This is a genomic window from Wohlfahrtiimonas sp. XWW7, assembly GCF_056716055.1.
On sequence record NZ_CP168032.1, the window covers coordinates 99,133 to 121,190 of the forward strand.

The following is a 22,058-nucleotide window of genomic DNA, read 5'->3' on the forward strand; positions in this document are numbered from 1 at the left end:
TTAAATTGCATTATTTTGTCAATTATGGTGTTGGTACTGCTGTCAATAATTCAGTGAACATTGGTAGCTTCAAGAAGCCTTGAATCACAATCACGTTCACCAAGTCAATGAAGAATGCACCTACCATTGGTACAACGATGAATGCTACAGGCGCTGGACCATATCTCTCTGTCACAACTTGCATATTAGCAATCGCTGTTGGTGTCGCACCCATACCAAAACCACAATGGCCCGCAGCCAATACAGCAGCATTATAATCTCTGCCCATTAAACGGTAAGTTACAAATACCGCATATAAAGCCATAATGATCGTTTGAACTGTTAAGATTACCAACATTGGGATTGCCAAAGTTGCTAAATCCCATAATTTTAAGCTCATCAAAGCCATTGCTAAGAATAATGATAAACAAACATTACCAGCAATCGATACTGCACGCTCAAAGATCTCATAATTAGGCACAAAGTTCACAACGTTGTTAATGATCACGCCCACAAACAATACACAAACGAATGTTGGCAATGCAAAACTAGTATTTTTCAATGCAGCTTCTAATGCTGTACCTGCACTTAAACAGATTGCTAACATAGCAATTGTTTCAATCATCGATGATGCTGTAATTGCACGACGTACAGTTGGACGATCAAAAGCAGATAAACTTTCAGCACTTTGTGTAGGATCTGTTTCAATTTTATTAGGTTCACGATTAATTAAGAACTTAGCAATTGGGCCACCAATTAAACCACCCAAAACCAAGCCAAATGTCGCACATGCCATCGCAATGCCCATCGCTAGATCTTTATCAAAGCCATACTCTTTATAAAATGTTCCAGCCCAAGCAGCACCAGTACCATGACCACCAGATAATGTCACAGAACCCGCTAATAAGCCCAACAATGGATTTTCACCCAATGCTGTTGCTAAACCAACGCCAACACTATTTTGAATGACCAATAAACCCACAACGCCCACTAAGAAAATAGCGATCATTTTGCCGCCTTTCATCAATTGCTTAATGTTTGCATTCAAACCAATGCTTGCAAAGAACATCAACATTAATGGTGTCGTTAAACTTGAATCAAAATTAATTTGTACATCGCCCCAACTTCTCATGCACAACATTGCAATTGCGGCTAGCAAGCCACCCACAACTGGCGGTGGTAATGTCAAACGATTAAAAATCGCCACTTTTTTAGTTAAAAAGCTACCCAGCAATAACACTAAGCTTGCAGCAAGCAGTGTGTTATAGATATCCACTGGGATTTCTGTAATTGTTTTTACAGCTTCCAATTCCAAAATGTTTCCTCCAATCAATAAAAAGCCACTGCACCATAAAAAACAGCGCAGTGGCGGCGGCAACATTCTACCTGAAATTAAACCAAATTATAAGCTTGTAACATATTGATTTAAAGTTGAACTCGGTCTCATTAAAGAATTTAATGCTTCATCTGTTGGCAAATAGTAGCCTTTCAATTCTTGATTTGGCTGCTGAGCATCAATCAATTCCTGTGCAATTTTTGCTTCATTTTCAGATAGATTCTTATAAAAATCAGTGAATAAATCTTTTAATTCAGCATCTTCACTCTGTTCTGCTAATGCTTTTGCCCAGTACAAAGTTAAATAAAAGTGTGAACCACGAGTATCTAATTGACCACGTTTAGACTGTGGAGATTTATTTTCCACTAAGTACTCAGCATTTGCCTTTTCTAACGCTGCTGCGATCACAGCTGCACGTTTATTATCAGTTGTGCGCGCTAAATGGTGTAATGATTCTGCCAATGCCATAAATTCGCCCAATGAATCCCAACGTAAATGGCCATTTGCAATGTAGTCTTCCACTAATTTTGGTGCAGAACCACCAGCACCCGTTTCAAATAAACCGCCACCTTGCATTAATGGAACAATTGATAACATTTTTGCAGATGTTCCTAATTCTAAGATTGGGAATAAATCTGTTAGGTAGTCACGCAATACGTTACCTGTTACAGAAATCACATCTTTACCTTGGCGAATAATTTCTAATGTTTTTGCTGTTGCTTTTTCTGGTGACAAAATAGTAATGTCTAATCCATTTGTATCGTGATCTTTCAAGTACTTCTCTACTTTCTTAATCAATTCACGATCATGAGCACGATCTTCATCCAACCAGAAGATTGCTGGCATGCCAGACAAACGAGCACGCGTGACAGCCAATTTAACCCAATCTTGGATTGGTGCATCTTTCACTTGGCACATACGGAAAATGTCGCCTGCTTCTACAGCTTGTGCCATCAAAACATCACCTCCTTTATTGATCACTTTAACAGTGCCATTTTCAGCAATTTCAAATGTTTTATCATGTGAACCATATTCTTGTGCTTTTTGCGCCATTAGACCAACGTTTGGTACAGTTCCCATTGTTTTAGGATCTAACGCACCATTCGCTTTACAATCATCCACAGTTACTTTGTAGATAGATGCATAACAGCGATCAGGAATCATTGCGATTGTATCTGCTGTTTGGCCATTCTTATCCCACATTTTACCGCCTGCACGAATCATTGCTGGCATAGAAGCATCCACAATCACATCAGAAGGAACGTGGAAATTAGTAATACCTAAATCAGAGTTAACCATCGCTAATGCTGCTGATTCATCAATAATTTTTTGAATGTCTGCCTTAATTTCTGCTTCTTTTGCATGGCCTGCAATCTTCTGATTCAAATCACCCAAACCATTGCGAGCTGTTACGCCCAATGCTTTAAATTCAGCTGCATATTTTGTAAATAATTCTTCAAAGTAAACTTCAATTAAAGCACCAAAAATGATTGGATCTGATACTTTCATCATGGTTGCTTTCAAGTGAGCTGATAATAAAACACCTTCTTTCTTAGCGCGAGCAATTGCTTCTTTCGCAAATGCCTTCAATTGCTTTACATTCATGACTGATGAATCAATAATTTCACCAGCTTGTAATGGCGCAAATGCTTTCAATGTTTTTGCTTCGCCCTGTGCATTTTCAAAAACGATTGAATATTCAGTTACTGCATCAATTGTTACAGCTTTTTCTGAACCGTAGAAATCACCAGAAGTCATACTGACAACATCTGTTTTAGAATCTTTTTTCCATTCGCCCATGCGATGTGGATTTTGACGCGCATAAGCTTTGACAGCTTCTGGTGCACGACGATCTGAGTTACCTTCACGCAATACAGGATTTACCGCTGAACCTAACACTTTTGCATAAGACTTTTTAATGGCTTCTTCATCAGCATTTGCTGGTGCTTCAGGATAATCAGGTACGTTGTAACCCTTCGCTTGCAACTCTTTAATTGCACGCTTCAATTGAGGGATGGATGCAGAAATATTTGGTAATTTAATAATGTTTGCTTCAGGAACTTTTGTTAAGTCGCCCAACATGCTCAATGCATCATCAATTTTTTGCTCTGCTGTTAAACGCTCTGGAAATAACGCAATAATACGACCAGCTAAAGAGATATCTGCTAACTCTACATTTACATCTGCATGTTTCACAATCGCTCTAACCATTGGCAAAAACGAATACGTTGCCAATAGTGGTGATTCATCTGTTTTTGTGTAATAAATAGTATTGTTACGATTAGTCATTTCCATCCTCCGTTGTATCGATGACCATGTATTAAAAGAAACCTTTCATTTCTTCTTTCATTTTTAATAAAATATTAATAATATAGATTAATATTAACATTTCATTTTCATTTGCTGCCCTGAGGCCTAATATGCTACAACAATTTTTATCTAGGCTGACACTCTTCGGACTCAATAGCCCCAAATACGAACCTGATAAATATAACGGTCAAAGTATTCTGAGTAACAATGACAGTTCAATGGGCACAGATTATAACCCAGAACTGATCACAAATTTAGTCAAAGAGCACAAAGATATCGTTGAAATCAGTAATTCTGTTAAAAATTTGACACAAAAGAGAGAATGGCAAGAAGCTCAACAACAGCTCAAAGTGCTATCATCCCTTATATTGGAACATATGAATGCAGAAACAGTGACGTTATACCGTATTCTCGAACATATACATTCACCAGATTCCTTAGAAGTGGAAATGATCAAGTTTATCCGCCAAGAAGTCGCAAGTGTTGGGACAGATTTATTACAATTCATTGAGAAATATAGCTCGTTAAACATTGAAGAATGGGACAAAAAAACTTTTGTCTATGAATATAATAAGTTGCTCTACACTTTGACTGCACGGATAGAATTGGAAGAAAGTACACTTTATCCACTTTATGATATTTTATTAGACAAGAAAAAATAAAGCCCAGTGATTGTATTCACTAGGCTTTGACTTGCATATATTCAATTGTCCTACGGACTATTTCAACTTATCCGCAACCAATTGATTAATAACGGCTGGATCTGCTTTACCTTGACTCAATTTCATAACTTGGCCAACAAAGAAACCTAATAATTTAGTCTGACCACCTTTGTATTGTTCAACCTGCTTAGGATTCTTCTCGATCACTTCATTCACCCAGCCTTCAATTGCGCCAGTATCCGTCACTTGTTTCAAACCTTGTGACTCAATGATTGAATCAGCAGTTTCACCTGATTCAACCATTGTTTCAAATACTTTTTTAGCAATTGAATTAGAAATTGTTTTATCTTGAATACGTGCTAATAATCCAGCCAATTGCTCTGCATTCACAGAGAATTCATCAATCAACAAACCTTTTTGATTCAATGTTGCAGATACTTCGCCTAATAACCAGTTTGCAGTCATTTTTGGCTCTGTACCTAATTTCACCATTGCACCAAAGTAGTCGCACATTGCACGAGATTGGATCAATACAGATGCATCATATTCAGATAAACCAAACTCAGAAACTAAACGCCCAGCCAATGCTTCTGGCAATTCAGGGAAAATTTCACGCACATTGTCGATCATTTCATCTGTCACAACGATTGGTAACAAGTTAGGATCTGGGAAATAGCGATAATCATTTGCTTCTTCTTTTGTACGCATTGAGCGGGTTTCGTTCTTATCAGGATCATATAAACGTGTTTCCTGAACCACTTCACCACCTGCTTCAATGATCTCAATTTGGCGTTCAATTTCATGATTAATCGCATCTTCAATGAAACGGAAAGAGTTAATATTCTTGATTTCTGCGCGCGTGCCAAATGGTGTACCTGGCTTATGAATAGAAACGTTCGCATCACAACGGAATGAACCTTCTTGCATGTTGCCATCGCAAATACCCAACCAAGTCACTAATTGATGCAGTTTACGCAAATATTGAATCGCTTCTTTTGCTGAATTAATATCTGGTTCTGTCACAATTTCTAATAATGGTGTACCTGCACGATTTAAATCAATACCTGTCATACCATAAACTTCGTCATGCAAAGATTTACCTGCGTCACATTCCATGTGCGCGCGGTTAATGCGAATTTTCTTCTCGCCACCATCATCGGCTTCAATCATTAAATGACCATTTTGCACAATCGGCAATGCCAATTGGCTAATTTGATAGCCTGTAGGTAGATCAGGATAAAAATAGTTTTTACGCTCAAATACTGTTTTCGGTGCAATGTGAGCATCAATTGCTAAACCTAGCAAAATAGCCTTATCCAACACTGCACGATTAAATACAGGCAATGTACCTGGCATCGCTAAATCATACAAACTTGCTTGGCTATTTGGCTCTGAGCCATATTGAATGCTAGAACCTGAAAATAGCTTTGTATTTGTCGTTAATTGTGTGTGTACTTCTAATCCAATGACAACTTCCCAAGTCATGGTCTATTCCTTCTATTCTATATAATCAAATCGGTTTAATAATTCCCATAATATTATTGATTAAGTCATTTAAACCGATTTTAATATCGTCGTTGATTAATCCAATTTAGGCTGTTTTGTGTGCCAATCAGTCTCTTTTTGATAAGCATGTGCAACATTGAAAAGTTTTGCCTCATCAAACGCACGGCCAATAATTTGCAAACCTACGGGCAAACCATTTACAAAACCTGCAGGAATCGACATTGCAGGCAAGCCTGCTAAGTTTGCACCTACAGTGAAAATATCACTTAAATAAACTTGAGTACTGCCTGTACTATCTTGTCTAAATGGTAACTCTGGTGCTGTTGGCCCCATAATCACATCCACTTGGCTCAATACAGAATTATAGTCATTGGCAACTAAACGGCGAACTTTTTGTGCTTTCACATAATAAGCATCATAAGCACTAGCGCTCAATGCATACGTTCCCATAAAGATACGTTTTTTAACCTCTTCACCAAAACCTTCGGCACGAGAACGCATATAAAGATCTTGTAAATCTTTTGGCTCATCACAACGGTAGCCATAACGAACGCCATCAAAACAAGCTAGGTTACTCGATGCTTCTGCAGGTGCAATTGTGTAATATACAGGCACAACCACATCTGTATTTGGCAATGTCACTTCAACTAAAGTTGCACCCAATGCTTCATATTGCTTCAAAGCTGTTTGGATCACATCTGCAATTGCTGGATCTAAATCAGGCGATAAAAATTCTTTAGGAATACCAATGCGCAAACCTTCAATGGATTGATTCAATAAACCTGAATATTTTGGTACTGAAATATTATGTGATGTTGAATCTTTTGCATCAAAACCCGCCATTGATTCAAACATATAAGAACAATCTTCCGCTGTTTTTGCAATCACACCAGCTTGATCAAACGAACAAGCAAAAGGAATCATGCCCCAGCGAGAAATACGACCGTATGTTGCTTTAATGCCTGTTAAATTACAAAAGCTTGCTGGTTGGCGCGTTGAACCACCAGTATCAGAAGCTGTCGCTGCCAATACAAAACCTGAACTCACTGCGGCTGCTGATCCACCTGAAGAACCGCCAGCAACATGATCAAAATTCCAAGGATTATGAACGGTACCAAAATGGCTGGTACGATTTGTGCCGCCCATTGCGAACTCATCCATATTCAATTTACCAAGCACCATCACGCCAGATTGGTCTAATTTTTCAACCACAGTTGCATCATAAGGTGATACAAAGTTTTCTAGCATTTTAGATGCTGCTGTTGTTTTCACACCTTTTGTACAATAAAGATCTTTATGGGCAATCGGAATACCTGTCAACATTGATTGCTCGCCTTTTGCAATCACTTCATCAGCTTTTTTGGCTTGCTCTAACGCTTGATCATATGTTTTTGTGATAAAACTATTGATCTTGTGATCATGTGTTTCGATCTCTGATTTAAAGTGTTCAAACACTTCTACACTCGATACCTCTTTTGTATCCAGTGCTTCACGCAATTCTTTAATACTGTAATTTTTCATAATAACTAATTCTGACTCATAGATAATTGTGGATGATTATTCGATCACTTTTGGTACCAAGTACAAACCTTTCTCTACGGAAGGCGCGACAACTTGATAATCATCTCTGTGATTACTTTCCGTAACAATATCTTCTCTAAAAGGTTGTGCGCGGTCAAATGGGTCGCTCATTGGCTCTACATTTGTAGTATCTACATTCTGCAACTGATTCAAAATTGCCAATGTGCTTTCCAATTTTTCTTCGATCATAGGAAGCTCATCATCACTGATTGCAATCTGTGATAATGTAGCAATTCTCTTAATATCAGAGGCTTTCAATTGACTCATTTTTTCTCATCCTTCTCTTCTAAAGTCTTTTCTTTTTCGGTTCCTAAACGATAGAACTCATCATCTTCTCCATCGAATAGAATGCGATGTGCGGGCCCTTCCATATCATCAAATTGCTTAGATCTAACCGCCCAAACAAATGCAATGGCGATGAATACTAACAATAAAAAGGATAATGGCAGAAGAAAGTATAAAATCTTCACTCTTTTTCTCCCTCACGAATTCGTAATGTGTTACCGATCACTAATAATGAACTTAAGCTCATACCTAAAGCAGCCATCCAAGGCACAATATAACCCATCATCGCAGCTGGCAGAACTAAAATATTATATAGCAAAGACCAACCTAAATTTTGAATAATTATCTTATTGGTCCGTTTTGCAACATTAATCCCATCCAATAACGGCTGCATTTCAGTTGAATGCATCAAAATCATATCGGCTGTTGCCTGTGTTAAAAGCGCACCTTGACCAATTGCAATAGAAACATCAGCTTGAGCTAATACTGGTGCATCATTAATACCATCACCCAACATTGCAACAATTTTACCTTCAGACTGTAATTTTGTGACATATGTTAGCTTATCTTCTGGCGTTTGATCCCCATGAATATTGTCAATGCCTAAGCGCTCATTCATCGCTTGTACTGTTTCTACACGATCACCACTTAAAATATGTAACCGATAACCTTCTTCTTTGAGCTTCTGAACAACTGCTTCACTATCTACTTTTAATTCATCTTTCAAGCAATATAATGCCAATAAAGTGTCGCCCTTGCCTAATGCAATCCAAATGCCATCATCTAAACTATATTTTACCTCTGTTTTGAACCAATCTATGCGCCCCACTCGATATTGTTCACCTTTAATCGTTCCTTCTAAGCCCTTGCCCACAATGTTATCTAAATTAGAAACGCTGAATAATGGTAAATTTTCTTGCTTTTGAATTCTATTAAACGCAGCCGCAATCGGATGATTTGAACTTGCTTCCAATGAGCAAATAATTTGCATCAACTCTGCTTTAGAGAGACGATCTGTCAGAATTTTTTCCTGAACAAGCGTTAAATTCCCTTGCGTTAAGGTACCTGTTTTATCAAATACAATGTCTGTCACTTTTGCCAAAGCTTCGATTGTGCCTGATCGTGTACCTATCAAACCTTTTTCAATCATAGCTTGATTACCTGAACTAATCGCCGCTGGTGTTGCCAACGCTAAAGCACAAGGACAAGAAACGACTAATACAGACAACATCACTTCAAATGCATGTGATGCATCTATGTAAAGCCATGCAATATATGTGCCTGCACATGCTAATAATAAGATCAACACAAACCATGTCGATACCAAATCAGCTAACTTCACAAATTTAGGCTTTTCACTCATGGCACGCTCAATCATCAGAGTCATTTGTGAGAAAACTGTATCGCCACCAATTTTAGAAACTTTCATCAACAATGTCTGCTCTTGATTAATCGAACCACCAATCACATCATCATTTAACCGCTTTTCGACAGGCAAACTTTCACCTGTTAAGAGTGATTCATCTATCCATGCAGAATCCTGTAATAAAACACCATCTGTTGGAATAGAATCACCTGGTTTTACGCGCAAAACATCGCCCACATTGATTTGACTAACAGCAATCATTTCACTCGATTGATCATCTACCATTCTTTCAGCAATGTGAGGTTTTAGCTTTAAGATATGATCTGTCATCATCAATGCTTTATGACGCGCATTCATCTCTATCAAACGTGCGCCCAATAACAAGAATGCAAACATGGTGACAGATTCAAAATAGATCTCTCCAACATTTAAAACCGTATTCCAAATACTCGCTAAAGTACCCAAAATAATGGCCAAAGAGATATTAACATTCATCGTTAACCGCTTATGTTTCAAATCATAAAAAGCGGATTTATAAAATGTCCAACTAGAATAAGTAACACAAGGAATACTCATTAAAAAACTCGCCCAACGTAAAATAAAACGAGCCTCTTCACTGATACCTTGATAATGTCCAAAATACAAACCAAAAGAGAACATCATCACTTGCATGGAAAAAATAGCCGCAACGCCAAACTCTAAAAATAGTGTTTGGCGCTCTTTTTTCAATTTTTTCTGCTGAGTTTGTTCATCATAAGGCGTAGCTTCGTAACCCAGATTATAAATGGCTAGTAAAATCTTTGATAAAGATGTTTTAGAAGGATCAAACTCAAGATAGGCACGATGCGTTGAGTAATTGATATCAAATTTATGAATACCTGGCAATCGCTTAATTTGATGCTCGATCAACCATACGCAAGCTGCACATACAATTTTATCAATAATTAAGCTGAGTTTAGCAACATCTGAATCACCATCTTTTTGACTGCTGATGAATTGCTTTGAGATTTCTGGATGATCGTAAAAATCCAACTCTTTTCTAAGTTCTTCAGGCACTAAATCATTCAAAGAATCAGGGCGCATTGCAGCTTCTGTACGAAACTCATAATAATGCATCAATCCTGAATCACAGATCATTTCTGCGACCGCTTTACAGCCGATGCAACACATCGGCTCATCTTTTCCATTAATATTAACAACAAATGGAACACTGCCAACAATGGGCTGAGTACAGTGAAAACACTGTTGAGAGATATTACTAGACATTATTTTAGACTCAAATCATTAACTATTAAGATGCTGCACTGGCATTAAGATCACCAATAACTTCAATCACATTATCATTGACATCTTGATAAGTATCTTCACCACGCACAACATGAATTTCAAAGTCCCAACGACCTAAACGCTCAAAATTAATTGGCGCTTCATAAATACCATCACCAATGCCTTTAAAAGTAATGGTACGATTTAATTCTTGTTCTGCTAAACGTTTCAATTTAACTTCTACTTCAGCACCATCAATTGGTTGACCTTCTTTATCCACCACTAAAAAACTCATCACGTTATCTTCTGAGATTTTAGGTGGATTTGTATCAAATTGATAACGTACTTTCCAACCACGCTCTGCTTGCACACGCATGTTTGCTTTATGTTCATTAAAATATGCTTCTTGTTTATGATACGCATTAGGCACTTCGCCTGGGAATCTTGTGTTAACAGTTTTTAAACTACCTTGCTTGTCATAGTATTCAACACGCAAGCCAGATTCAGCCATAAATACGAATGCACCATCTATAATTGTTAGAATCACAAAGAAACCAAAAATAGTAATAGGTACCCAATGAGTTCTTTTACCATCTTTACCTTTTAGGGCATTTGTTTTCTTGCCCACTAAATAGTAAGCATAGCTCGTTAAAATATTACATGAAAAATAGAGTGCAGCAACATCGCCCCCCGTCCAATTCATGATTAAATATGGTACTAATATAGCGATACTCATCAAACCTGAAATAACAGATGCCTGTAAACGAGTAAAGCGAAATAGATGATGTAAAAGTAGCGTTACTATTAAAACTCCGAAAACGCCTATAGTGGTTATGGTTAATACGTCATGCATACTTACTTTTCTCCTAATTTCAAGTTTTTAGATAAGCAAAAATAGAGCTTACGCTCTATTTTTTCATGCTTATTATATTTTATTTAGTCACAAATGTTGAAGATAAATTATGTGTTTCGATAACTTTTCCTTGCTCATCTTTAACTAAAATTTCAATATTTACAGGTTGAGTAGGTGCACTTTGAACTTTTTGATGAATCAACATAGACCAATTGCGACGAATGCCTGGTGCCAATGTTTCATTATTCTCAGGGATACTCAATGTAATATCTTTAGGATCAACTAACTTAACCTCTACTGATTTTGGCGTCATTGTTAAGTTATTTAATTTCAAAGTATATCTATTCTGAATTAAACCATCACTCATTCGTGTAAAGGCTGGCGTTCTTGTTTTCTCAAGTAAGAACGACATCTGAGCACTTGTCATAATACTCCATGCCAATACGCCCATTACCACTAAAATTACAGAACCATAGCCAATATTACGTGGTTTCATAAAGTGCGTTTTCTTACCTTCCAAACCATTCAATGAGTCATAACGAATCAATCCTGTTGGATAACCTGTTTTCGTCATCATCGTATTACATGCATCAATACATAAACCACAAGTAATACATTTATAGTTCAGGCCATCACGAATATCGATACCTGCAGGACACACTTGAACGCACAGGTCACAATCTACACAATCACCATGCCCAGCTTCATGACGCGTATTCAGATCACGCAATTCTTTCACTGGTTTTGCACGACCATTAGCACCTTCACCACGTTTTTCATCATAAGCCACAACCAAAGTATCTTTATCAAACATAACACCTTGGAAACGTGCATATGGGCACATATATGAACATACTTGTTCACGTGCAAAGCCTGCCATAATGAACGTCGTTGTTGTGATGAATAAAGTTGTACCATATGCAGCAAATGGTGCCTGTCCGCTAAAGAATGTTACAAATAATTCAGTAGCTGGCGTCCAATATGCGGTGAATGTAAAACCTGTCCAAACTGCAACAACTAACCACGTCAACCATGTTCCACCAACGCGTAAAAGTTTTTCACCCCCCCAAGGCATATCATATAATTTTTGTCGTTTATTACGACCCCCCTGAATCCATCCTTCTATTTTGATGAATAAATCTGTCCAAATTGTTTGAAAACAGAAATACCCACAGAAGACACGTCCTGCAATATTGGTGATAAAAAACAAAAAGAATGCAAATAGCATCAATACACCAGCAAGCCACATAATATTTTGAATATCAACATCTAAACCCAAAACATAGAATCGTCGACTGGCTAAATCAAACAGTACTGCTTGATTTGGAATATTCTCCCCTCTTGGCCACGGCAACCATGGCAGTAAATAGAATACAGCTAACCCAAAGTACAAAACCGCAGACTTAAATGTGCGGAACTTCCCTTTTACATCTCTTGTAAAGATTGGAATACGCTTTTGATAAAGCGATTCTGGCTGTTGATTTGACACAGCTCCCTCCCTCTGACTTAATCTAATGGTTACTCTTGATTCTTACTCCCACGCACATTGTACTACTCTTTAATTACGAATAAAAATAAAGGGACTCAACATTTGATGTGAGTCCCTTAATATTTATAACTTTCTTAATTTGTGTCAGTATTACTGACCACCGCCTAACTCATGAACATAAACAGCCAATGCTCTAATTTGTTCTTTAGTTAAACGATCTTTCCAAGTTGGCATTACACGATCTGTTGCAGGCGTTACACCTTCGATAACTTGTTTACGAATCATCGCAACTTTCTCATCGTCAGTTTTTGCATCAAATACAGGTACTAATTCCCAAATTTGATCTGTTAGGTCAGCACTACCCATAATGACAAGGCCTTTACCATCTGCACCATGACATGTTGAGCAAGTACCTTTGCCTTCAAAAACAGCCTTACCACGCTCAGATGCTTCATCCGCAGTATAGTTACCTGACAAAGTTAAAGCATACTTAGATACATCAGTAATTTCATCATCAGTCAAACCTGTTAAAGTTGCTGGTGTCATGTTACCTGTACGACCCATTGTGATGGTTTTTTCGATTTCCGAGTAATGTCCGCCCCATAACCAAGCATCGTCAGTTAAGTTAGGATACAAACCAAATTTACCTTCACCACCTGCACCATGACATGTTGCACAGTTATCCGCAAACATTACAGCACCAGTACTTAAAGCAAACTCTTTCAAACCTTCATTTTCAGTCGCTTGGATCTCTTCTAATTTTTTCAAAGCACCCAATTTGCCGTAGAAAGCTTCACGATTTTGTGCTTCTTTAGAAGATTGCAACTCTTCTGCTAACAAAGTACGAGTATTCCAATGAACATCTTTAACTTCGCCATCTTCTTTAACTTGAACAGTTTTAATACCTTTAGTCCAATCATTTGGCAAAGGCCAAGTTGGATAAATTACCCAATAAATCAAACTGAAGATTACAGTACCGTAGAAAGATAATAACCACCATCTTGGCAGAGGATTATTAAACTCCTGCACACCATCCCACACGTGCCCCGTGGTTTCTACTTCTTGTTTTTTATCAATATTTTCACTCATAAAAAGTCCCCAAAATTAACTGTAACAACCGAAATTAACGATCGTTACGGATATTACTCTGATCGCTACGAGCTTGATTCAAACCGCTAAGATCCTCTTCATCCATGAGCGGAATACTGCGATATGCATCGTAACGAGCCTTACGGTCTTTATTAGTGAAGACATAAAATATGATGCCTACAAATACTATGAAGAAGATAACTACAGCTGCAATCTTGCTGTTACCGTGATCTGTAAACCAATAGAAAAAATCTAACATTTTATGTCCTCAACTTATTTTTTATTAACGGAATTTACTGTACTCGATACCATCATCATCTTTAAACTGATACATAGTACCTAATACTTGTAAATATGCGACCAAGGCAGCCATTTCTGAGATACCTTCTCTTCCTGGATCGTAGTTACCATCTTTCGCTTGTTTTTCCAAGTTTTCGATAGCTGTATCAATCACTAGAAGATCAGCAACGTTTGCACCAAAACGCTCTACGTTAGCTTTGTACTCTTCTTCATTTGAAGAATATGGAACACCCGTAATACGCAATGCTTTCATGTGCGACTTAACATCTTTATAGTAAAGATCATTTTTACTTAAGTATGGATAGCCAGGCATGATTGACTTAGGCTCAACACTTCTTGGATCTTTCAAGTGTTCAGACTGCCAACGATTGCTGTATTTACCACCAACACGTGCCAAATCTGGACCAGTACGTTTAGAACCCCATTGGAATGGGTGATCGAACTGAGATTCAGCCGCTAATGAGTAGTAACCATAACGTAAATACTCATCTTGCATTGGGCGAATTTGCTGTGAGTGACAAGCATAACAACCTTCTCTAATGTAGATGTTACGGCCTAATTGCTCTAATGGTGTGTATGGACGAATCGCATCCACTTCACGTTTAGTACGAACACGCTTACCATTTTCATCACGCGATGTTTCTGTGATTTCTTTTTTAACAACTTCGATTGTGTCGTTAATAAAAAACAATGGAACGATTTCAATCAAGCCACCAATACTGATGATGACCAATGTTAAAACCAACATCAATCCAGAGTTTTTTTCAATTTGTTCATGTCTAATCATAATTTAGTTTCTCCCCGTATTAAGCATGAGCAGCAACAGCAGGAATTACTGCATGTTTGTCCGCTTGTGCTTTTGTACCTTGCTTCATAGTCATGATGAAGTTATAAATCATGATTAAGCCGCCTAATAAGAACATGCTACCGCCCAATGCACGTAAGATATAAGGTGTGTGCATGAATTGAACTGTTTCAATGAACTTATAAGTTAAAGTACCGTAGTTAGGATCGAAACCACGCAACATCATACCTTGACCGATACCTGCAACCCACAATGCTGCAACATACAATACGATACCAATAGTTGCTAACCAGAAGTGAGCAAACACTAATTTTTCGCTGTATAACTTAGCACCGAAGATACGTGGAATCATGTGGTATAAAGAACCGAATGTAATCATCGCAACCCAACCTAAAGCGCCTGAGTGAACGTGACCTACTGTCCAGTCTGTGTAGTGAGATAATGCGTTTACTGATTTCAAGCTCATCAATGGACCTTCAAACGTACTCATACCGTAGAAAGACAATGCAACTACGAAGAAACGAACGATCGGGTTAGTACGCACTTGATCCCAAGCACCAGACAACGTCATGATACCATTGATCATACCACCCCATGATGGTAACAATAAGATGATTGAGAATGTTGCTGCTAATGAAGAAGTCCAATCTGGTAATGAAGTCCAGTGTAAATGGTGAGCACCAGCCCACATATACAAGAATGATAATGCCCAGAAGTGGATAATTGACAAGCGATAAGAATAAACAGGACGGTTAACTTCTTTAGGAACGAAGTAGTACATCATACCCAAGAACGCAACTGTCAAGAAGAAACCTACAGCATTGTGACCATACCACCATTGAACCATCGCACTCTGAACACCAGAGAATACGTTATATGATTTCAATGTCCAACCATCGATTACAGGAATCGTGATATTGTTGAAGATATGTAAAAGTGCTGTCGCTAAAATAAATGCTAAGTAGAACCAGTTTGCTACATAGATGTGTTCTTGCTTACGACGTAATAACGTGTTGAAGAATACCCAGAAATAACAAACCCAAACGATTGCTACTGCATAGTCTAATGGCCATTCAAATTCAGCATACTCTTGACCTTGTGTAAAGCCCAAAGGATAGCTGATCATGATGCCAAACACGCCGATTGTCCAACCCCAGAATACAAATTCAGCCACTTTGCCATATGCTAAGCGCACCTGACATGTACGTTGTACAACATAGAATGATGTTGCCATCAATGCTGAACCACCCATACCAAAAATAACTAAGTTTGTATGCACTGGTCTAATACGACCGAAACTTAACCAAGCTAGATCAAAGTTTAACGCAGGCCAAGCTAGCTCTAAAGCAGCCCAAACACCTGCGGTCATACCGATCGCACCCCATACTAAAGTCATGATTGCGAACTTACGAATCACGCTGTAGTTGTACTGGGTATCCCTAATATCTACGGTTTCTCCCATACTTCCCCCGAAATAAAATTAAAAGGCTATGTAATAAAACTATATAGTTACAACATATAGCAACGTGCTTTATTTTACGCGAAACTACTATAATTACATTGATAAAAATCAATACACACACTGCTATAGACGAGGCTATTCTACCCGAATTTAAATCTTTTAGGTAGTCAAATGAACCCCTGAGATCATTTGATAAACATGGACTGCATAACGATCCGTCATTCCCGAGATAAAATCTGTTATTTTTAGCATTCTTATATATGGATCATCATCCAGCTTTCTATTTTTACCTAAAAATTGATCTGGTAGAAAACTGATCAACATACGGGATTTTGATGTTGAACCTAGATAATACTCTTGATTGATCGCACCGACAAATGCTTTTAATAAACCTTCAATGATTTCATGTCCTGCGATCCCAACTTCTAACACAGGCTTAGATACATAAATATGATCATATGCATAAGATTTAATATTGGCTAACGCATGAGCGGATGGAATCAAAGCTAGAAGATCAACCTTGCATCGTCCACTTAAAATTTCATCTTCATGTTGAATAAATGCAGCAACTACTTCATCAATTAAAAGCCCCATTGCGAACGCTCTTAAATACTCAATTTTGTCTTTATCTCGTGAAATGCGCTTCACTTTATTAGGGAATCCACCATAAGGTTTAATAATGGATTCGTAAAACTCAATCACTTTTTCACTCGAAACAAGAGATAAACGATAAGCATCTTCGATATCTACCAATGAATAACATAGATCATCGGCTGCTTCTAATAAATAAACTAAAGGATGACGAGCCCAAGCTACAGGAATATCATCCTCAGTGATCAATGGCAATAAACCTAGCACATCTACAACATAACGAAAAGATTCTTTTTCAGCTTGGAAATAATTAAATTTCTTCAACGCAATATTATCTAGTTTTTTACGCTCCAAACTGCCACAAGGATATTTAATAAAGCTTGCAAGCGTTGATAATGACAACTGCATGCCACCATCATTATCAACATTTTGTAATTTTGTGAGCAGTCGAAATGCTTGCGCATTACCTTCAAAATTTAATAAATCTTGCTGCTCAGCAGGTTTCATTTCCTCTAAGGCCTTTTTCCCTGCTGAACTTTCTGCAAAGAATTGCCCAATCCCATCTTCTCCAGCATGGCCAAAAGGTGGATTACCAATATCATGCGCCAACGCAGCCGCCGATAAAATTGTACCAATATCCGATGCTCTAAAATCACCAATACTAAAATTATTGGCTAAGTGCTGCCCAACTAACATTCCAATGCTTCTAGCAACACTGCTCACTTCTAAACTGTGCGTTAGGCGCGTACGAACATAATCCGTTTGTGCCAATGGGAAAACTTGCGTTTTATCTTGTAAACGACGAAACGCCGCCGAAAAAATTAATCGGTCATAATCTTTTTGGAAGGTTGAACGATACCATTGTTGCGTATCATTTGAATTAGCAACGCCCAATCTTTCTCTGGTTAGTAAGTGTTGCCAATTCATTTTACTCATTATTATTCACTCTCTTTCTTGACTGATAATTGTGATAACGGCCAACGCGCCTTGAGTTTAACATCGTAATTTAAACTGCCTTGATTACGAACTAAGCGTTCGTGACCAACATAAGCAACCATCGCACCATTGTCTGTACAGAATAATGGGCGCGGATAAAATACACGAATCCCCATTGGTTCCATGACTTTTGCCAGTTCTGCTCTTAATAATTTATTAGCAGCAACACCGCCAGCAATCACTATTGATTTTACTTGATACTCCTTAACTGCTCGCTTTGTTTTTGCAACCAATGTATCAATCACTGCACGTTGGAAACTTGCAGCAATGTTTGGATAATCTGCCTCTGTGGAATCTTTGATTGTCATAGCCACTTTAGTTTTCAAACCACTGAAGCTAAATTTCAAATCGCCACTATGGATCATTGGGCGCGGGAAATCATAAGCTTTTTCATCGCCTGTTTCCGCCATCTTTGCTAATTTAGCGCCACCAGGATAAGGCAAACCCATTAATTTTGCAGTTTTATCAAAGGCTTCACCCACAGCATCATCCAATGTATCACCCAAAATTTCGTATTCACCAAACTCTTTCACCAACACCAATTGCGAATGACCGCCCGATACTAATAAGGTCATGAATGGATATTCAGGTACTTCATCTTCTAAATGCACAGCTTGTAAATGCGCTTCCATGTGATTCACGCCAATCAAAGGTTTTTTCAATGCATAACTCAAACCTTCTGCATACAATGCGCCCACCATCAAAGCACCAATCAATCCTGGACCTTCTGTAAAAGCAATCCCATCAATGTCGCTGTATTCTTTGCCTGCTTCTTCCAAGGCAGCATCCACCAATAATGGCAATTTACGAATGTGATCACGCGAAGCCAATTCAGGCACAACGCCACCATATAAAGCATGCAATTCAATTTGTGAATAAATTTGATGAGCAACTAATTTTTGCTCGCTATCATACAATGCAACTCCTGTTTCATCACAAGAGCTTTCAATTCCAAGTACTAACACTTTTACCTTCTATCTAGATTAAGTTAGCGAAAAACAGTGACTGAAACCCAAGTCACAACCGTTAATACCATTGCTAACATTACAATTGCCGAACCAATATCTTTAGCTTGTCCTGATAAAGGATGCTTTTCTAAGCCTATACGATCGACAACCGCTTCAATGCCCGAGTTCACAAGTTCTGCCATCAGTACCAACCAATAACTTCCAAACAACAAAGCAAACTCTATCCCTGTTTTGGATAAACAAATTGCCAATACTAAAATAATTGGCAATAAATAAACCTCCTGACGAAAAGCCTCTTCATTTTTAAAAGCTGCTTTTAAACCTTTGATCGAATATTGAGTGGCATTCACTAATCTTTTCAATCCTTTTGCGCCAGGTTTATTCATCATGGCATCGGAACCTCAATCGATTCGTTTTCAAAAACTCCTGCACCATAATCATCCATCATGACCCAACCAATAAATACAGCAATCACAACAATATAGAGCCATCCAAACGATTTTTTCTGCTTTTCTTCACGACGACGCATCTGATCTTTTATCCTATGACTTGAAAGATTAAGGTAAGCATTGTAGCTTATTATTTAGTTTTCATTAAGTGCATGAAAGTGTATTATCACAACATTTTCAGCAAAACCCCATAAAAGCTTACATCTAAATTCTAACTAATTATTGAAGCTTTGACCTTTTAAATACCGAATTACTATTGAAGGAAATTTAAACATTCATGAGTAAAACTCTCGTTATCGTAGAATCCCCGGCTAAAGCTAAAACGATTAATAAATACCTAGGCAAAGACTATAAAGTTCTTGCCTCTTTTGGCCATATTCGAGACTTGATTCCTAAATCAGGCGCTGTAGATCCTGAACATAATTTCGCCATGCATTATGAAGTGGTTGAACGAAATCAAAAACATATCAACGAGATAGTTAAAGAGATCAAAGACGCTGATACTTTATTATTGGCAACGGATCCAGATCGTGAGGGTGAAGCGATCTCTTGGCATATCAAAGAATATTTAGAAGAGAAAAATAAACTCAAAGATAAACAAGTTGCTCGTGTTGTTTTCCATGAAATCACCAAAAATGCGATCAAAGAAGCCATTCAACAACCTCGTGACATTTCCATGGATATGGTCAATGCACAGCAAGCTCGTCGTGCGCTTGATTATCTTGTTGGCTTTAACTTATCGCCGTTATTGTGGAAAAAAATTAGCCCAGGATTATCTGCTGGCCGAGTGCAAACACCTGCACTTCGTATGATTTGTGAACGCGAAAATGAGATCGAAGCATTTATTGCCGAAGAATATTGGACCATTGAATCTCAACTCAAGCAAAGTGAATCACAATTCAAAGGTCGTTTAACAGAATTTAACGGCACGAAAGTTGAGCAATTTTCATTCACAAATGAAAGCATGGCAACCAATGCTAAAAACACGTTAATTCAAGCCTTTGGTGCACAAATCCCTGTTTACAACATCGATCGCAAACAACGTAAACGCAATCCAACAGCACCATTTACAACATCCACAATGCAACAGGAAGCTGCGCGTAAATTGGGCTTCTCCACAACTCGTACAATGCGTACAGCGCAGACATTATATGAAGGGATTAACATTGGTTCAGAAACCATCGGCTTAATCACTTATATGCGTACAGATTCCGTGACATTAGCTAAAGAAACCGTGGATGAAATTTGTGCATTTGTGAAAGGTCGTTATGGTGACGATTATCTACCTGAAGAACCGCGCGTTTATAAAACTAAATCTAAAAATGCTCAAGAAGCACATGAAGCAATTCGACCCACATCAGCATTCCGCCATCCTGATGAATTGAAAAACTATTTATCTTCAGATCAATTTCGTTTATATGAATTAATTTGGAAACGCACTGTTGCATCTCAAATGGCTTCTGCGATTATGGATACTATCGCGGTTGATTTAGGACAAAAAGCACTCCATACATTCAGAGCCAATGGTTCAACCATTCTCTTCCCTGGTTTCATCATCGTTTATACAGAAAGCTTTGATGATAAAAAAGATGATGCCGATGATGAAAAAATCCTACCCAATATGGAAGTGGGTGATTTAATCAACATTGAAGACATTCTTGCGACACAACATTTTACTGAGCCACCACCAAGATTCTCAGAAGCATCATTGGTTAAAGCTTTAGAAGAACATGGCATTGGCCGTCCTTCTACTTATGCTTCTATCATTTCTACATTACAAAACCGTGAATATGTCACAGTAGATAATCGCCGATTCTTCCCAACCGATGTTGGCCGAATCGTTTCGCGTTTTTTAACTGAACATTTTACCCGTTATGTGGAATATGATTTCACTGCAAAGATGGAAGATGATCTCGATGAAATCGCAGAAGGCAAACTAGCATGGATTCCATTAATGGAAGAATTCTGGTCACCATTCCAGCAGTTATGTAAAGAGAAAGAAGCGTCTGTCTCACGCGCAGATGTTGCACAAGCTCGTGAACTAGGCACTGATCCAAAATCAGGAAAACCTGTTTCTGTGCGTATTGGCCGCTTTGGACCTTTTGCACAAATTGGTGACAAAGATGACGAAGACAAACCAAAATTTGCATCGCTCCGTAAGGATCAGCGCATTAGCACCATTACATTAGAAGAGGCATTAGAGTTATTCACATTACCACGCGATTTAGGTCGCACTGAGGATGATGAATTGATTCGTGCAAATATCGGCCGTTTTGGGCCTTACATTCAATACGGTAAAAAATTCGTTTCGTTAAAAGAAGATGATCCTTATACCGTTGAATTACCTCGTGCTTTAGAAATCATTGAAGCACATAAAGCCGCAGAAGCTGCAAAATTCATCAAAGCATTTGAGGCTGAAGGCATTCAAGTATTGAATGGTCGCTGGGGACCTTATGTAACAGATGGCGAGAAAAATGCGCGCATTCCAAAGGATCGTGAAGATCCTGAGAATTTAACGCTAGAAGAATGCCAAGAATTGCTAGCAAAAGCACCTGCTAAAAAAGGTAAGAAAACCACAAAGAAGGCACCAGTCAAGAAAACTGCAACGAAGAAAGCTACGACTAAAAAGGCAACGAAAAAAGATGCGGATACTTCTGAGGAAAAACCTAAGAAAGCCGCAGCTAAAAAAGCACCTGCCAAAAAAGCTGCACCAAAGAAAGCCACAACCAAAAAAGCAACAACTAAAAAATCAGCGAGTGAATAAC

General features: G+C 38.1%; 19 protein-coding genes. 2 read left to right on the forward strand and 17 right to left on the reverse strand.

Features of this window, described 5'->3' with window-relative positions; genetic code table 11:
• Positions 1–22 precede the first annotated feature (22 nt).
• Together gltS and ACA100_RS00490 are read right to left on the reverse strand one after the other, a co-directional pair.
• Entirely contained in the window at positions 23–1,288 is a 1,266-nt protein-coding gene (gene gltS, locus ACA100_RS00485) for a sodium/glutamate symporter (RefSeq protein ID WP_481079137.1), read from the reverse strand.
• 93 nt (positions 1,289–1,381) lie between these two features.
• A complete protein-coding gene (locus ACA100_RS00490; protein WP_481078068.1) occupies positions 1,382–3,604 on the reverse strand; it encodes an NADP-dependent isocitrate dehydrogenase in 2,223 nt (740 codons plus the stop codon).
• A 239-nt stretch (positions 3,605–3,843) separates the two neighbouring features.
• Between ACA100_RS00490 and ACA100_RS00495 the strand changes: the two genes are divergently transcribed.
• Entirely contained in the window at positions 3,844–4,287 is a 444-nt protein-coding gene (locus ACA100_RS00495) for a hemerythrin domain-containing protein (protein ID WP_481078069.1), read from the forward strand.
• 57 nt (positions 4,288–4,344) lie between these two features.
• On the opposite strand, the gene gatB is transcribed toward ACA100_RS00495, so the two are convergent.
• The 15 genes from gatB to ACA100_RS00570 form a co-directional block, all read right to left on the reverse strand.
• Positions 4,345–5,772: an Asp-tRNA(Asn)/Glu-tRNA(Gln) amidotransferase subunit GatB gene (gatB, locus tag ACA100_RS00500; protein ID WP_481078070.1), complete on the reverse strand. Its 1,428-nt coding sequence runs from the start codon at positions 5,770–5,772 to the stop codon at positions 4,345–4,347.
• Positions 5,773–5,868: 96 nt separating this feature from the next.
• Positions 5,869–7,314 carry an Asp-tRNA(Asn)/Glu-tRNA(Gln) amidotransferase subunit GatA gene (gatA, locus tag ACA100_RS00505; RefSeq protein WP_481078071.1) on the reverse strand — a complete coding sequence of 482 codons (1,446 nt, stop codon included), beginning with the start codon at positions 7,312–7,314 and terminating at the stop codon, positions 5,869–5,871.
• 36 nt (positions 7,315–7,350) lie between these two features.
• A complete protein-coding gene (gatC, locus tag ACA100_RS00510; protein WP_481078072.1) occupies positions 7,351–7,641 on the reverse strand; it encodes an Asp-tRNA(Asn)/Glu-tRNA(Gln) amidotransferase subunit GatC in 291 nt (96 codons plus the stop codon).
• Positions 7,638–7,844: a cbb3-type cytochrome oxidase assembly protein CcoS gene (gene ccoS, locus ACA100_RS00515; RefSeq protein ID WP_481078073.1), complete on the reverse strand. Its 207-nt coding sequence runs from the start codon at positions 7,842–7,844 to the stop codon at positions 7,638–7,640. The genes gatC and ccoS overlap by 4 nt, the downstream gene beginning before the upstream one ends.
• Positions 7,841–10,291 carry a heavy metal translocating P-type ATPase gene (locus tag ACA100_RS00520; RefSeq protein ID WP_481078074.1) on the reverse strand — a complete coding sequence of 817 codons (2,451 nt, stop codon included), beginning with the start codon at positions 10,289–10,291 and terminating at the stop codon, positions 7,841–7,843. Before ACA100_RS00520 ends, ccoS begins: the two co-directional genes overlap by 4 nt.
• 25 nt (positions 10,292–10,316) lie before the next feature.
• Entirely contained in the window at positions 10,317–11,144 is an 828-nt protein-coding gene (locus ACA100_RS00525; RefSeq protein WP_481078075.1) for a FixH family protein, read from the reverse strand.
• 79 nt (positions 11,145–11,223) lie between these two features.
• Positions 11,224–12,633 carry a cytochrome c oxidase accessory protein CcoG gene (gene ccoG / locus ACA100_RS00530; RefSeq protein WP_481078076.1) on the reverse strand — a complete coding sequence of 470 codons (1,410 nt, stop codon included), beginning with the start codon at positions 12,631–12,633 and terminating at the stop codon, positions 11,224–11,226.
• A gap of 150 nt (positions 12,634–12,783) precedes the next feature.
• Entirely contained in the window at positions 12,784–13,722 is a 939-nt protein-coding gene (gene ccoP, locus ACA100_RS00535) for a cytochrome-c oxidase, cbb3-type subunit III (RefSeq protein WP_481078077.1), read from the reverse strand.
• A gap of 34 nt (positions 13,723–13,756) precedes the next feature.
• A complete protein-coding gene (locus tag ACA100_RS00540) occupies positions 13,757–13,981 on the reverse strand; it encodes a cbb3-type cytochrome oxidase subunit 3 (protein ID WP_481078078.1) in 225 nt (74 codons plus the stop codon).
• Between the two features lie 24 nt (positions 13,982–14,005).
• Complete coding sequence (gene ccoO / locus ACA100_RS00545; protein WP_481079138.1) at positions 14,006–14,806, reverse strand: cytochrome-c oxidase, cbb3-type subunit II; 801 nt, start codon at positions 14,804–14,806, stop codon at positions 14,006–14,008.
• Between the two features lie 22 nt (positions 14,807–14,828).
• On the reverse strand, positions 14,829–16,289 hold the full coding sequence (ccoN, locus tag ACA100_RS00550) for a cytochrome-c oxidase, cbb3-type subunit I (RefSeq protein WP_481078079.1): 1,461 nt from the start codon (positions 16,287–16,289) through the stop codon (positions 14,829–14,831).
• Positions 16,290–16,448: 159 nt separating this feature from the next.
• Positions 16,449–17,816, reverse strand: a complete 1,368-nt coding sequence (locus ACA100_RS00555) for a deoxyguanosinetriphosphate triphosphohydrolase (RefSeq protein ID WP_481078080.1) — start codon at positions 17,814–17,816, stop codon at positions 16,449–16,451.
• Positions 17,817–17,818: 2 nt separating this feature from the next.
• Positions 17,819–18,841 carry a tRNA (adenosine(37)-N6)-threonylcarbamoyltransferase complex transferase subunit TsaD gene (gene tsaD / locus ACA100_RS00560; protein WP_481078081.1) on the reverse strand — a complete coding sequence of 341 codons (1,023 nt, stop codon included), beginning with the start codon at positions 18,839–18,841 and terminating at the stop codon, positions 17,819–17,821.
• Between the two features lie 23 nt (positions 18,842–18,864).
• Entirely contained in the window at positions 18,865–19,233 is a 369-nt protein-coding gene (locus ACA100_RS00565) for a diacylglycerol kinase (RefSeq protein ID WP_481078082.1), read from the reverse strand.
• Complete coding sequence (locus ACA100_RS00570) at positions 19,230–19,373, reverse strand: hypothetical protein (RefSeq protein ID WP_198932422.1); 144 nt, start codon at positions 19,371–19,373, stop codon at positions 19,230–19,232. The genes ACA100_RS00565 and ACA100_RS00570 overlap by 4 nt, the downstream gene beginning before the upstream one ends.
• A 197-nt stretch (positions 19,374–19,570) precedes the next feature.
• On the opposite strand from ACA100_RS00570, the gene ACA100_RS00575 reads away from it, so the two are divergent.
• A complete protein-coding gene (locus tag ACA100_RS00575) occupies positions 19,571–22,057 on the forward strand; it encodes a DNA topoisomerase I (protein WP_481078083.1) in 2,487 nt (828 codons plus the stop codon).
• The last annotated feature ends 1 nt before the right edge of the window (position 22,058 follow it).

What these genes read in the sequence shown, in the direction of transcription:
- ACA100_RS00555 (WP_481078080.1), bottom strand. Translation starts at nt 17,816, where the DNA reads ATGAGTAAAATGAATTGGCAACACTTACTAACCAGAGAAAGATTGGGC.
- ACA100_RS00570 (WP_198932422.1), bottom strand. Translation starts at nt 19,373, where the DNA reads ATGCGTCGTCGTGAAGAAAAGCAGAAAAAATCGTTTGGATGGCTCTAT.
- ACA100_RS00565 (WP_481078082.1), bottom strand. Translation starts at nt 19,233, where the DNA reads ATGATGAATAAACCTGGCGCAAAAGGATTGAAAAGATTAGTGAATGCC.
- ACA100_RS00540 (WP_481078078.1), bottom strand. Translation starts at nt 13,981, where the DNA reads ATGTTAGATTTTTTCTATTGGTTTACAGATCACGGTAACAGCAAGATT.
- ccoN (WP_481078079.1), bottom strand. Translation starts at nt 16,289, where the DNA reads ATGGGAGAAACCGTAGATATTAGGGATACCCAGTACAACTACAGCGTG.
- ACA100_RS00520 (WP_481078074.1), bottom strand. Translation starts at nt 10,291, where the DNA reads ATGTCTAGTAATATCTCTCAACAGTGTTTTCACTGTACTCAGCCCATT.
- ccoP (WP_481078077.1), bottom strand. Translation starts at nt 13,722, where the DNA reads ATGAGTGAAAATATTGATAAAAAACAAGAAGTAGAAACCACGGGGCAC.
- ACA100_RS00490 (WP_481078068.1), bottom strand. Translation starts at nt 3,604, where the DNA reads ATGACTAATCGTAACAATACTATTTATTACACAAAAACAGATGAATCA.
- ACA100_RS00575 (WP_481078083.1), top strand. Translation starts at nt 19,571, where the DNA reads ATGAGTAAAACTCTCGTTATCGTAGAATCCCCGGCTAAAGCTAAAACG.
- ACA100_RS00525 (WP_481078075.1), bottom strand. Translation starts at nt 11,144, where the DNA reads ATGCATGACGTATTAACCATAACCACTATAGGCGTTTTCGGAGTTTTA.
- gatA (WP_481078071.1), bottom strand. Translation starts at nt 7,314, where the DNA reads ATGAAAAATTACAGTATTAAAGAATTGCGTGAAGCACTGGATACAAAA.
- gatC (WP_481078072.1), bottom strand. Translation starts at nt 7,641, where the DNA reads ATGAGTCAATTGAAAGCCTCTGATATTAAGAGAATTGCTACATTATCA.
- ACA100_RS00495 (WP_481078069.1), top strand. Translation starts at nt 3,844, where the DNA reads ATGGGCACAGATTATAACCCAGAACTGATCACAAATTTAGTCAAAGAG.
- gatB (WP_481078070.1), bottom strand. Translation starts at nt 5,772, where the DNA reads ATGACTTGGGAAGTTGTCATTGGATTAGAAGTACACACACAATTAACG.